Here is a 13,239-nt window from a genome sequence, read left to right as displayed (position 1 = left end):
GTTCTAAATAGGCTCAATCGGCTGTACATTCAAGCGAAACGCATCGCTCAAAATGGCTGGCTGGCGGAATGTTTTTGCTGGCTGGGAAGGAATCCCGCGCGGGCTATAAATCCAGGATCGTGATGTTATCCGAACCGCTTCACACTTTCCCGCATCACTCTCTACGCGAGGCTGTCAATCTCCTCGTCGGAAAGGTTCTGCGGCACCACCGTGACGGGAATAGGGAAGGCGGCGCCCTTGCCGGCAACAGCCCCGACCAGCGGCCCGGGTCCTTCCTTGCCGGCACCTGCCGCCAGCACCAGGATGGCGATGTCCTGGTCTTCCTCGATCAGCTTGTGGATCTCTTCGGTCGGCTTGCCTTCGCGCACCACCATCTCGGGCTCGATGCCGAGCTTCTGGCGCACCTTGTTGGCGTAGCCGTCGAGTGCCGCGCGCGCCGTGGCGTTGGCTTCCTCGCGCATGATCTTCTCGACGCCCAGCCAGTGCTGAAAGTCGTCCGGTGTGATGATGTAGAGCAGCACCAGCGTGCCGCTGGTGCTCTGCGCCCGCTTGGAGGCGTAGGCGACGGCGCGCTCGCACTCGGGCGTGTCGTCGATGATCGTCAGGAATTTCCTGCGATGGCCGGCTTCGCGACTGAGGCGTTTGGAGACCATGTCTATCTACTCGATGTTTCGGCCGCAATCTGCCACCGCGACAGACCGGCGGCAAGCCGCCGGCCTTGGGCCAGAATGGTGCGGTGCACTGACGGTAGGATCAGCCCTGCAACAGGCCGATAATGTCGCGTACCGTCTTCATGGTGGTCCCAGCCAGCGCGCCGGCGCGTTCGCCGCCGTCTCTCAGCACCGCGTCGACATAGGCGCGGTCTCCCTCGATACGGCGCATCTCGCCGGCGATCGGCGCCAGTTTTTCCACGGCAAGGTCGGCGAGCGCCGGCTTGAACACGGAAAACTGCTGGCCGCCGAATTCCTTCAGCACGTCCGCCTTCGACATCTCGGCCAGCCCGGCATAGATGCCGACCAGGTTTTCCGCTTCCGGGCGGCTTTCCAGGCCGTCGGCTTCGCTTGGCAACGCTTCCGGGTCGGTCTTGGCCTTGCGGATCTTCTTCGAGATGGTGTCGGCATCGTCGGTCAAATTGATGCGCGACAGGTCGGACGGGTCCGACTTCGACATTTTCTTCGAACCGTCGCGCAGGCTCATGATGCGCGCCGCCGGCCCGCCGATCACCGGTTCGGTTATCGGGAAGAACCCGTTTACCGTCTCTTCGCCAACCTGCATCTCGACGCCGACGCCAAGACTGGCGATGCGGCTCGAAAAATCATTATTGAACTTTTGCGCGATGTCGCGGGTCAGCTCCAGATGCTGCTTTTGGTCCTCGCCCACCGGCACATGGGTGGCGCGGTAGAGCAGGATGTCGGCGGCCATCAGCGAGGGATAGGCAAGCAGGCCCAGCGAGGCGTTCTCGCGGTCCTTGCCGGCCTTGTCCTTGAACTGCGTCATCTTGTTCATCCAGCCGATGCGCGCCACGCAATTGAAGATCCAGGCAAGCTCGGCATGCTGCATCACCCGCGACTGGTTGAAGACGATGTGCTTCTTCGGGTCGATGCCCGAGGCGAGGAAGGCGGCGGTGATCGAGCGGGTCTGGTCTGCGAGGTCATCATGGACGAGTTGTGCCGTCAGCGAATGCAGGTCGACGACGCAATAGATGCAGTCTGACGTGTCCTGAAGCGCAACGAATTTCTTGATGGCGCCGAGATAGTTGCCGAGATGCAGATTGCCGGTCGGCTGTACCCCGGAAAAGACGAGCTGTTTGAAGGCGGTCATGGGTTCCTCATGGCTTGTGGAGGGCCGTATTAAGCGTGTTTCCGAAAAGTTGCAGACCTTTCGGAGCCAATCACGCGGCTGGAAACCACGCGCGGCGAAAGTCTTGCGACGGCGCGCTTATGGACGAAGGGGCGGAGAGGATCAAGACCGGTGTTGCTGTTAGCTCGCCCGGACTATTCGTCCAGATCGGCGTTTGGCGCTGGCGCCGCTGCCTTGCCCGAGCCGCGTTTCACATTGCGCCGGATCATTCCGAAATCGGCGCCGCCGGTGGCGAAAGCCGTGACGAAGTAGAGCAGCGCCCCGCCGGCCACCAATGAGAGAAGCGTCACGGCCTTGATCACCAGTGGGGAGCCGGGGCCGAGCCTGACGGCCAGCCAGTGCTCGGCGAAATAGAGTGCTGTCGCCATCACCGCAGCCGACAGCACCAGGCGCGGAATGCGCTTCAGCAGCGGCGCGTCGCGGCCCCAATGGCCACGTCGGATCAGCACGGCAAGCAGCATCACAGCGTTGACCCAGCCGGCCACGGCCGAGGCCACCGCAATGCCGGGCGCGCCCATGCTCGGGAACAGCGTCAGTGCCGTGATCACGTTCACGCCGACCGAAATGGCGGCGAACATCATCGGCGTGCGCGTATCCTCGCGGGCGAAATAGCCGGGAGTGAAGGCCTTGATCAGCACGAAGGCCGGCAGGCCGAGGCCAAAGATCGCCAGGATCGCGGCCACGGTCGGCGTCGAGCCGTTGGCGGCGAAGGCGCCGCGCTCATAGACCAGCCGCACGATCGGCTCCGCCATTACCCAAAGGGCCGCCGCCGCCGGCAAGGTCATGAACAGGGTGAACTCGACCGAGCGGTTCTGCAGATTGGCTGCCTCGACCAGATTGCCCGATTTCAGCGCCCGCGACAGCTCCGGCAACAGCACGATGGCCACCGCGACGCCGACGACGCCGAGCGGCAGCTGGTAGATGCGGTCGGCGTAAGCAAGCGACGACACGGCGCTGTCCTGCGCCGACGCGATCGCCGTGCCGATCAGCTGGTTGATCTGGGTGATGCCGCCGGTGATCGCCGCCGGCAGCGCCAGGATCAGCAGGCGCTTGACGTTGGGCGTCATCTTCGGCCGGCGAAAACCGATGGCGATGCCGGCATTGCGCACCGCCACCCAGACAATGGCAAGCTGTACCAGCCCCGCCGCCAGCACGCCCCAGGACAGGCTGAAACCAACCTCACGGGCATCCATGCCGTGGTACCAGGCGTAGCCGAGCACGCTGATCAGGATGATGTTGAGGAATGCGGGCGCCACGGCAGCCGCGAAATAGCGGCGCAGCGAATTCAGCATGCCGGCCATCATGGCTGCGAGCGACATGCAGATGAGATACGGGAACATGATCGTCGCCAGCAGGACGGTCGTCTCGAATTTGCCCGGCGTGTCGGCAAAGCCCGGCGCCACGAGATAGCGCACGATCAGCGGCATCGCCAATTCCATGACGATGGTCAGCGCCAGAAGTGCGGTGAACAGGACGCCGAACACTTCCTCCGAAAAGCGCTTGGCGCCGTCGGTGCCGTGGGTCTCGATCTCCTTGGCAAACAGCGGCACGAAAGCGGCGTTGAAGGCGCCTTCTGCAAACAGCCGGCGAAACGTGTTGGGAAACTGAAAGGCGGCGTTGAAGGCGTCCGCCACCGGCCCGGTGCCGAGTGCGGCAGCCATCAGCATTTCGCGGCCAAAGCCAAGGGCGCGGCTCATCAGCGTGCCGGACGCAACCGTGGCGAATTTCTTGACGAGGCTCATGCGCGGGGAGATTGCCTGGATGGTTGGGACAAAGGGGATGATTGGGACAAAGGGGGTGATTGGGACAAAGTGATGGTCACTCGGCCGCCGCCTTGGCCTTGCCGCCGCGCTCCGGGACAACGCCTTCAAGTGCCGCGATCAGCCTTGTGTGGATGGCGGCGGTGCGCGCCGGATTGTCGATCTTCTGCCCCGTCAGGTCGGTGACATAGAAAGTGTCGATCACCTTCTCGCCGAAGGTGGTGATGTGGGCCGAGGCGATGTCGAGCGAGAGATCGGACAACGCACTGGTGATTTCCGACAACAGCCCAGGCCGGTCCAGTCCCTCGACCTCGATCACCGAAAACCGGTTCGACAGCGTGTTGCGGATTTCGGCGCGCGGCGGAATCTTGAACACCTTGGCGCCGCGCCGCGGCCGGGTGCGCTTCTCGATCATCTCCGGCAACCAGCTCTTGCCCGACAGCACGTCCTCGATCAGCCGGCCGACGCGCTCGGCGCGACGGCGCTCATCCTCGTCGCGGTCGAATTCCCGTGAGATCAGGATGATGTCCAGCGCGCGGCCGTCGGACGTGGTGAAGATCTGCGCGTCGACGATGTTGCCGCCGGCGCCGGCACAGGCGCCGGCAATGACCGAAAGCAGGCGCGGATGATCCTGCGCCAGCACGGTGATCTCGGTCACCGCCTCGAATTGGTGGGTCCTGACCACGGTGGCGAGCTTCTTGCCTGCCGCGTCGGCTTCGCGAATGAATTCGGCATGGCGCAGCTGATCGGGGAGGTCGACCGTCAGCAGATAGTTCTCGTAATGCAGGCCGACATAGCGCTTGCGGGCCTTGTCCGGCCAATCGGCCAGCGCCTCGGCCAGCCGCTCGCGCGCCGCCGCCGTCCGCTTGGCGCGCGACACTTCCGAGAAGCCGCCGGTCAAAAGCAGTTCGGTCTCGTAGTAGAGCGTGCGCAGGAGCTGGCCCTTCCAGCCGTTCCACACGCCCGGCCCGACACCCCTGATGTCGCAGACGGTCAGGATCAACAGCATTTTCAGCCGCTCGACCGATTGCACGATCGAGGCGAAATCCTCGATCGTCTTGCGGTCGTTGAGGTCGCGCGTCTGCGCCGTCATCGACATCACCAGATGGTTCTCGACCAGCCAGGCGACGGTCTCGGTGTCGGCCGCCGACAGCCCCATATGCGGGCAGATGCGGCGTGCGATCCGGGCGCCGGCCTCTGAGTGATCCTCCGGCCGGCCCTTGGCGATGTCGTGCAGCAGCACCGCGACATAGAGTGCCTCGCGGCTCTTCTCTAGCCCCGGCATCAGCGTGTGCGAGAGCGGATGCACCTTTTCGCCGTCGCCGCGCTCGATCTCGGCCAAGACGCCGATGCAGCGGATCAGGTGCTCGTCCACCGTATAGTGGTGGTACATCGAGAACTGCATCATGGCGACTATTCTGCCGAAATCGGGGATCAGCCTGCCGAGCAGGCCGGCCTCGTTCATGCGCCGCAAATTAAGCTCGGCATTGCGGTCCGAGGTCAGGATGTCGAGGAACAGCCGGTTGGCCTCCTCGTCGCGCCGCAGCGACTTGTTGACCAGACCGAGCGAGCGGGTGAGCAGCTTCAGCGCATCGGGATGGAACTCCAGCCCGTGCTTGTCGGCGAACCAGAACAGCCTGAGCAGATTGACCGGGTCGCGCTCGAACACGCTGTCGTCGGCGACGTTGATGCGGTGATTGTCGACAATGAAGTCCGACGTGCCTGCCAGCTTGCGCTTGCGGCGCTGGAAGGTGAGGAAGATGCGGTTGAAGCCGGGCACATGCTTGGCCTGCTCTTCCTCGAGCGCGGCGCAGAAGATGCGGGTGAGGTCGCCGACATCCTTGGCGACGAGGAAGTAGTGCTTCATGAAGCGCTCGACCGCCGACAGACCGGGATGCGTGGTGTAGCCCAGCCGTTCGGCGATCTCGCGCTGGATATCGAAATGCAGCCGTTCCTCTGGCTTGCCGGTGAGGAAATGCATGTGGCAGCGCACCGCCCACAGGAAATCCTCGGCCTTGAGGAATTCCCGGTATTCGGCCTCGGTGAACACAGCCTTGTCGACCAGTTCCTCGCCTGTGCGCACGCGATAGAAGTATTTGGCGATCCAGAACAGCGTCTGCAAATCGCGCAGGCCTCCCTTGCCGTCCTTGACGTTGGGCTCGACCAGATAGCGGCTTTCGCCGGCCTTGGCATGGCGATCGTCGCGTTCGGCGAGCTTGGCCTGCACATATTCCGGTCCGGTGGTGCGCACCACTTCATGGTCGAAGCGAGCGAGCAATTCGTCGAAGAGCTTCTGTTCGCCCCACAGGAACCGCGCTTCCAGGATCGTGGTGCGGATGGTGATATCGCTGCGCGACAGCCTGAGACACTCGTCGATGTTGCGGGTGGCGTGGCCAACCTTCAACCCGAGGTCCCACAGCATATAGAGCATATATTCGACGATCTGTTCGCCCCACGGCGTCTGCTTGTAGGGCAGCAGGAACAACAGGTCGATGTCGGAGCCCGGCGCCAGCGTGCCGCGGCCATAGCCGCCGACGGCAACGACCGCCATGCGCTCTGCGGTCGAGGGGCTTTTCACCCGGTAGACGTGGGTCGCGGCGAACTCGTAGAGGGCGCGGATGATCTCGTCCATCAGATGCGACAGCCGGGCGGCGCATGCCGTGCCGCTGCCATCGTCCATCAGCATGCGCTCGGCAACCTTGCGGCCCTCGGTCAGCCGATCCTTCAGCAGCCGGAGCGCGCCGACGCGCGCGCCGGGCTCGGCGCCGCTGGCCGCCGAGATCAGCGCCGTCATGTCGCGGCGCAAAGCCTCGCTGTCGATCAGCGCGTCGAGCTTGAGGGAGATTTTTGCCATGGATTGCCGGTGGGCCTCGCCTTTGCGCGGCGTCTATAGCGCGTTTTCACGGCGCTGTGTATGGGGCGGACGGACGCGTCGGCCGCGATACCAGAAAGGGATGATCATCTCGCGCCGGAGCCGGAAGAGATCGGCGATCTGCCGCGTCAACCGCCTGGCCTCGATCCTTACCTTGGCGGTGATTGGCTTCTGGCGCTGTTTGCCTATCCCGCTTGCCACCCATTCCTCTGTTCGCTCCTGCTTCAGCAGGCTTGGCAATCTCACCGGACTGTCGCCGAGGAATTGTGCCTGCAGGCACAATGCCGGGACGAGTTGGTAAATGACCTTGTCGGACGAGGTCGCAAAACGCGGATTGAAGATGAGGTGATCGACGGGAATGCTGATCTCCTTCGTTGCCGCAAGAAGGTCCTGCGCGGCCTGTCTGGACAGGATGTATCCCGCCGTACCGATATGGAGCCCGTGCAGTCTGCTCGCAGAAAAACCGTGGCCGCAGGCGACTTGCTTGCGTGAAATTACGGTCCGGTTGAAGAACGTTTCCAACTTGACGATGTCCGCATCGGCGGGAATCCAGCCCGCATCGGCAAGCAAAGCACCGGCTTTGTCCGGGAAAACGACATCGTCCTCGAAAATCGCCGCGTAAGCATCCTCACCTGTCGCGATCATCGACCAACACTGTTGGTGGCTGAGCAGGCAGGCAATCTCGGCGTCGGCCAGACGCAAATGCTTCTTGCCCTGCGGCATTTCGGCCAGATCCGGCCGATCTCGCGCATCGATGGCGGCGACCCGCTCGAAGGCGGTGCCGATGCGCGCGAACTCCGCCGTTACATGGGCGAGGCGATCGCGGGACCGATCGAGATTGATAATCAGGCATTTCATTTGGGTGGGATCGATGCAGTGGGACGCGCGTCCATAGCATGGGAACAAAGTCGCGTAAGCGATTTTCCCTTTGATGTGCGCGATGACGGCCATGATCGAAAAGTCGAAATCGCCCCTTGACCTTCCAGTTACTGGAAGCACTACCTCCTCACCCAGACAGATATAAGGCATTTTTCGATGGCGCATTCCGAGCATCACCACCACGCGGCCGATGGCAGCTGTTGTGCGGCAAAGGCTGCTGAGCCGGCCGCCGAAGCCGTGGTGCGCGATCCGGTGTGCGGCATGAGCGTCGATCCGGCCGCGGGCAAGCCGACGGCCGAGCATGGCGGCCGTCTCTTTCACTTCTGCAGCGAGGGTTGCCGTACGAAATTCGTCGCCGGGCCCGAAAAATACCTGACCGCCACCGACCCCGTCTGTGGCATGAGTGTCGACCGCGCTACCGCCAGGCATTTTTTCCGCCACGAAGGCCAGGGTTTCTATTTCTGCTCGGCCGGCTGCCGGGCGAAGTTCGAGGCCGAGCCGCAAAACTATCTCGGCGATAGGCCGACGCCGTCGCCAGTGCCGAAAGGCACTCAATACACCTGCCCGATGCACCCCGAAGTGATAAGAGACAAGCCCGGCTCCTGCCCGATCTGCGGCATGGCGCTTGAGCCGATGGGCGTTCCCACTGGCGATGAGGGCCCGAACCCCGAACTGGTAGACTTCACCAGACGGTTCTGGGTCAGCGCGGTGCTGTCCCTGCCGCTGCTGATCGTTGCCATGGCGCCGATGCTCGGCCTGACGTTCCAGGCGTTTGTCGACGGGCGAACGATGGTCTGGCTGGAATTGGCGCTGGCCAGCCCGGTGGTGCTGTGGGCGGCCTTCCCCTTCTTCCACCGCGGCTGGGAGTCGCTGGTCAACCGCAGCCCCAACATGTGGACGCTGATTTCGCTGGGTGTGGGTGCGGCCTACCTCTACAGCGTCGTCGCCGCACTGTTTCCGGACATCTTTCCGCATCAGTTCCGCGGTCATGGCGGCACAGTGCCGGTCTATTTCGAGGCAGCCGCCGTTATCGTCGCGCTGGTATTCCTCGGTCAGGTCCTCGAATTGCGGGCGCGCGAGAAGACCGGCTCGGCCATCCGTGCGCTGCTCGACCTGGCGCCGAAGACGGCACGGCTGATCGGGGAGGACGGCTCCGAGACCGACGTGCCGCTCGATGCGGTCAAGACCGGCGACCACCTGCGCCTCCGTCCGGGCGACGCCGTGCCGGTCGACGGCATTGTAACGGAAGGCCGTTCCTCCATCGACGAATCGATGATCTCGGGCGAGCCGCTGCCGGTCGAAAAAACGAAAGGCGATGCCTTGACCGGCGGCACGCTCAACAAGAACGGTTCGCTGATCATGCGCGCCGAAAAGGTCGGCTCCGAAACGACCCTTTCGCGCATCGTCGAGCTGGTCGCAAAGGCGCAGCGTTCGCGCGCGCCGATTCAAGGTCTGGCCGATCGCGTCTCCTTCTACTTCGTGCCGGCCGTCGTGCTGGTCGCGCTCGCGGCCTTTGCCGCCTGGGCGATCCTCGGTCCCGAACCCAGCTTGATCTTTGCCATCGTCTCGGCGGTCTCGGTGCTGATCATCGCCTGCCCCTGCGCGCTCGGCCTGGCGACGCCGATGTCGATCATGACCGCCACCGGGCGCGGGGCGCACGCGGGCGTGCTGATCAAGGACGCGGCCGCGCTCGAGCGCTTCGCTTCGGTCGACACGTTGATCGTCGACAAGACCGGCACCTTGACCGAAGGCAAGCCTCGCTTGACCGATGTCGTCGCTGCCGAAGGCCTGTCCGAGAATGAATTGCTGGCGCTCGCCGCCGGCCTGGAAAAAGGCTCGGAGCATCCGCTGGCCGAGGCCATTGTCGGCGGCGCCGACGTACGCGGCCTGACGCTCGTCGAGGCCAGCGGCTTCGACGCCGTCACCGGCAAGGGCGTATCCGGCACGGTGTCTGGCAGGAAGGTTTCGCTCGGCAACGCCGCCATGATGGCCGATGTCGGCATCGACACCGCTTCCCTGTCGGCCAGGGCCGAGGCGCTGCAGGCAGAAGGCAAGACGGCGATGTTCGTTGCGGTGGACAAAAAACTGGCCGGCATTGTCGCGGTCGCCGATCCGGTCAAGGCAACGACAGCCGAGGCGATCAGGGCGCTGCACGACAGAGGCTTGCGGATCATCATGGCGACCGGCGACAACGAGCGCACGGCGCGCGCCATCGCCAAAAGCCTTGGTATCGACGAGGTGCGCGCCGGCCTGCTGCCGGAACAAAAGGCAGCCCTTGTCGAGGAGTTGCGTGCGAAAGCCGGAATCGCCATGGCCGGCGACGGCGTCAACGATGCGCCGGCCCTGGCCAGCGCCGATGTCGGCATCGCCATGGGCACCGGCGCCGATGTCGCTGTCGAGAGCGCCGGCATTACGCTGGTCAAGGGCGATCTCAACGGCATCGTCAGGGCGCGAACGCTCGCGCAGGGGACGATCCGCAACATCCGCCAGAATCTGTTTTTCGCCTTCCTCTACAATGTGCTTGGCGTGCCGGTTGCTGCCGGCGTGCTATATCCGCTCACCGGCACGCTTTTGTCGCCGATGCTGGCGGCGGCGGCCATGAGCCTGTCTTCGGTTTCGGTGATCGCCAACGCATTGCGGCTGCGGACGTTGAAACTCTGAGCAAAGCCCCCAGATACGAATTTCAATCAACAGGAGATCATGGATGACCTTGGCTAAGAAAATCGTGCTTTTGATGATGGCGGCGGGAATGCTGCTTGCCGTTTTCCTCGAAAGCGTCCCGGCGCAATCCGAAGAGATGAAACACGACATGGGCGCGATGGGCGCGCAAGGTCCTTCGACCGACGGCTACAAGGCGGCGATGGACAAGATGCACACCGACATGATGATCGAATATTCCGGCAATGCCGATGTCGATTTCGTGCGCGGCATGATCCCGCATCATCGGGGCGCGATCGACATGGCCAAGGTGGAACTCGCCAATGGCAAGGATCCCGAAATCCGCAAGCTGGCCGAAGATGTCATCGCCGCGCAGGAAGCCGAGATCGCCAAGATGCAGGCCTGGCTCGCCGCCCATCCGGCGAAGTAAGGCAGCAACGGCCATGCCGGAGAGATCCATTCTGGATTTCTCTCCGTGGTTGTGATGCCATTCACATCGATTACACGGCGCCAGGAGCCCACATGCCATCGACGATAAGAGCCACCACGCTGCCTTCGGGCGAGGCCGTCCAGGTGCTGGGACAGGGCACATGGAAGATGGGCGAAGATTCCCGCCGCCGCGCCGGGGAGGTCAATGCCCTGAAGCTCGGGCTGGACCTCGGCATGACGTTGATCGACACCGCTGAAATGTATGCCAGCGGCGGCGCCGAGGAGGTGGTGGCGGAAGCCATTGCCGGGCGCCGCGACGAACTCTTTCTTGTCTCCAAGGTATTGCCGTCCAATGCCTCGCGCACCGGCGTGGCGCGGGCCTGCGAAAACAGCTTGAAGCGCCTGCGCACCGACCGCATCGATCTCTATCTCCTACATTGGCCGGGCAGTGTGCCTCTAGGCGAAACGGTCGACGCTTTCGAGGCGTTGAAGAAGGCCGGCAAGATCCGTCACTGGGGCGTCAGCAATTTCGACACCGACGAAATGGAGGAACTGACCGGTCTGTCGTCTGGCGATCATGTCCAGACCAACCAGGTACTCTACAATCTGTCGCGGCGCGGCCCCGAATTCGATCTCGTACCGTGGAGCCGGCAGCGCGGCATCCCGCTGATGGCCTATTCGCCGGTCGAGCAGGGCGCGCTGGCGCGCAATTCTAGGCTGGAAACCATCGCCGCCCGCCACAACGCCACGGCAGCACAGATCGCGCTTGCCTGGGTGATGGCGCAGCCCGGTGTCATCGCCATCCCGAAGGCCAGCAGCCAGGAGCACGTCCGCCAGAATGTCGCCGCGCACGATATCAGGCTGACGGCCGAAGACCTCGCCGAACTCGACCGCGCCTTTCCACCGCCGACGCGCAAGCGCGGGCTGGAGATGATCTGAATTGATTGCGGTTGGTCAGACTGGCCGTCTACTTGCTGCCCAGTCGTAGGTTTTCGATCTCGCGCGCTGCGTTTCGCACATCGCGGACACCGACAAAGCTCACTGTGGTTGTGGTTGGTTCGTCGCCCGTATCAACCGTTTCCCGGCGAAAGGTAATCGATCCTCTACCGTTCGAGCGTTCGTTTCGCTCAATGGTGTTTATGGCATTAGGGGCCACGGCAAGGACATGCCGCCACCACAAATCGCTGATGATAAGGATTCGACGGTCGGTCACGGCGTAGACCGTTCGCCATACAGCCAAAGTATTCCAGACGGCATTGCCGAGCAGGCATAGTCCAAAGCCAATAGCGACAAACCACGTGATCAGCGAGAGTGAATTCCACCCAATGTGCTTAAGGAATGGTTCGCTTAGAGCGCTGAGGAGGAGTGGAGTACAGAAACAGGTCAAGGCGATGGCAAAAATAATCGGAAATAACTGGGTCCGAAGCATACCCATAAAGGATGGAGATCCAGTCCAGCGCACGGTTTCTCCAGGTTGCAATTCAGTCTTGACGACCTCGTGCGGAGTCCAAATCATGTGGGGCAGTATCCTCACGGCAATGCTTCATGAGATCGCGCCATTTGCCTTCCCAATTTCGTTATGGATGGGCCTAGGAGGTGGCAATGAACAACTCGCATTCTGAATGCCAGACGCCCATGCAATTGGCTAGGTGGTTTCCAGCGCCGCCCGCGCTCGTTGCAGGGCGCGGGAAAACACTGCCGTGTCGTCGAAGGCGCGTGCCAGCGTGAGCGCGCCCTGGATGGCGCCGACCGCTTCTTCGGCGAGTTCGTCCGCCCTGCCAGCGCTGTGCCCGCTTCGGGTCAGCGCTTCGGCAAGATGCGCCACCCAGCGGCCGAAATAGCTTTTGATCGCAATGGCGAAGAGGTCGCGGGATTCGTCCAGCGCGAAGGCGCCGATCAGGCACACCCGGCGTCCCGAGCGGAAATAGCTGTCGGTCGCTTCGAACATCCGATCGATGCCCGTGCGAGGGTAGGCCCTGTCCTGCAACGGCACGAAGACATTCTCCTCGAACCAGCCATCTATATGGGCAATGACAGCCGCCGCCATCTCTTCCTTGCCGCCGGGGAAGAAGTGGTAAAGGCTGCCTTTGCCTAGGCCGGTCGCCGCACCGATCCGCGCCAGGCTCGCCCCTTCATAGCCGTGTTCGCGGAAAACCTCGCCGATGATGGAGAGCAAATCGGCGCGATCGGGCGCGATCCTGCGCATGCGCTAGTTTTTCCGCTTGAGCATGATCTTTGCCGAAAACCGCAACACAGCTCTAGGGATCATATTCTAAAATCCGAGTTCGGACAGGCCGGGATGGTCGTCCGGCCGGCGGCCGAGCGGCCAGTGATATTTGCGCTCACCCTCGGCGATCGGCAGGTCGTTGATGCTGGCGACGCGCCTACGCATCAGCCCGGCCGCGTCGAATTCCCAATTCTCATTGCCGTAGGAGCGGAACCAGTGGCCACTGTCGTCGCGCCATTCATAGGCAAAGCGCACCGCGATGCGGTTGTCGTTCCAGGTCCAGACCTCCTTGATCAGGCGGTAGTCGAGCTCGCGAGCCCATTTGCGCGTGAGGAAGGAGACGATCTCATTTCTGCCCGAGACGAACTCGGCGCGGTTGCGCCAGGTGCTGTCTTGCGTATAGGCGAGCGAAACCCGTTCGGGATCGCGGCTGTTCCAGGCGTCTTCGGCCATGCGCGCCTTCTGCGCGGCGGTCTCGGCGGTGAAGGGCGGCAGCGGCGGACGGCTCATGTCACTCTCCCATCGGCAAAGGCGATGGCGAGCATTGTACCAAA

The 13,239-nt window shown here is 63.1% G+C and carries 11 protein-coding genes; 3 read left to right on the top strand and 8 right to left on the bottom strand.

Annotated features, from left to right (window positions below; genetic code table 11):
• Nucleotides 1-161: 161 nt before the first annotated feature.
• The 5 genes from NKL04_RS22270 to NKL04_RS22250 all read right to left on the bottom strand — a co-directional run bounded on the left by NKL04_RS22270 (nt 162) and on the right by NKL04_RS22250 (nt 7,350).
• Nucleotides 162-653 (bottom strand): universal stress protein, encoded by a 492-nt coding sequence (locus NKL04_RS22270; RefSeq protein ID WP_023672856.1) that lies wholly within the window; start codon nt 651-653, stop codon nt 162-164.
• Between the two features lie 100 nt (nt 654-753).
• Nucleotides 754-1,821 (bottom strand): tryptophan--tRNA ligase, encoded by a 1,068-nt coding sequence (gene trpS / locus NKL04_RS22265; protein ID WP_023738118.1) that lies wholly within the window; start codon nt 1,819-1,821, stop codon nt 754-756.
• 173 nt (nt 1,822-1,994) lie between these two features.
• Complete coding sequence (gene murJ / locus NKL04_RS22260; protein ID WP_023703110.1) at nt 1,995-3,602, bottom strand: murein biosynthesis integral membrane protein MurJ; 1,608 nt, start codon at nt 3,600-3,602, stop codon at nt 1,995-1,997.
• 76 nt (nt 3,603-3,678) lie between these two features.
• The gene (locus NKL04_RS22255; RefSeq protein WP_023703109.1) at nt 3,679-6,474 is read right to left on the bottom strand and encodes a [protein-PII] uridylyltransferase; all 2,796 of its coding nucleotides are present in this window, start codon (nt 6,472-6,474) and stop codon (nt 3,679-3,681) included.
• A gap of 33 nt (nt 6,475-6,507) precedes the next feature.
• A complete protein-coding gene (locus tag NKL04_RS22250) occupies nt 6,508-7,350 on the bottom strand; it encodes a glycosyltransferase family 25 protein (RefSeq protein ID WP_031209934.1) in 843 nt (280 codons plus the stop codon).
• Between the two features lie 177 nt (nt 7,351-7,527).
• Between NKL04_RS22250 and NKL04_RS22245 the strand changes: the two genes are divergently transcribed.
• From NKL04_RS22245 to NKL04_RS22235, 3 genes are all read left to right on the top strand, one after another.
• Nucleotides 7,528-10,032: a heavy metal translocating P-type ATPase gene (locus tag NKL04_RS22245; protein WP_023703107.1), complete on the top strand. Its 2,505-nt coding sequence runs from the start codon at nt 7,528-7,530 to the stop codon at nt 10,030-10,032.
• Between the two features lie 43 nt (nt 10,033-10,075).
• The gene (copM, locus tag NKL04_RS22240; RefSeq protein WP_023685134.1) at nt 10,076-10,459 is read left to right on the top strand and encodes a CopM family metallochaperone; all 384 of its coding nucleotides are present in this window, start codon (nt 10,076-10,078) and stop codon (nt 10,457-10,459) included.
• 92 nt (nt 10,460-10,551) lie between these two features.
• Nucleotides 10,552-11,397, top strand: a complete 846-nt coding sequence (locus NKL04_RS22235) for an aldo/keto reductase (protein WP_023703106.1) — start codon at nt 10,552-10,554, stop codon at nt 11,395-11,397.
• 28 nt (nt 11,398-11,425) lie between these two features.
• Here NKL04_RS22235 and NKL04_RS22230 read toward each other — a convergent pair whose 3' ends face one another.
• From NKL04_RS22230 to NKL04_RS22220, 3 genes are all read right to left on the bottom strand, one after another.
• Nucleotides 11,426-11,974 carry a hypothetical protein gene (locus NKL04_RS22230; RefSeq protein ID WP_023703105.1) on the bottom strand — a complete coding sequence of 183 codons (549 nt, stop codon included), beginning with the start codon at nt 11,972-11,974 and terminating at the stop codon, nt 11,426-11,428.
• A gap of 129 nt (nt 11,975-12,103) precedes the next feature.
• Complete coding sequence (locus NKL04_RS22225; protein ID WP_023690028.1) at nt 12,104-12,664, bottom strand: TetR/AcrR family transcriptional regulator; 561 nt, start codon at nt 12,662-12,664, stop codon at nt 12,104-12,106.
• Between the two features lie 66 nt (nt 12,665-12,730).
• Nucleotides 12,731-13,195: a nuclear transport factor 2 family protein gene (locus NKL04_RS22220; protein WP_023703104.1), complete on the bottom strand. Its 465-nt coding sequence runs from the start codon at nt 13,193-13,195 to the stop codon at nt 12,731-12,733.
• Nucleotides 13,196-13,239: the final 44 nt, after the last annotated feature.

The organism is Mesorhizobium sp. C264A (assembly GCF_040324515.1).
In the GTDB taxonomy this organism is placed as follows: domain Bacteria; phylum Pseudomonadota; class Alphaproteobacteria; order Rhizobiales; family Rhizobiaceae; genus Mesorhizobium.
The sequence above is the reverse complement of the archived record's forward strand: the minus strand, read 5'-3'. Positions and strand labels throughout refer to the sequence as shown.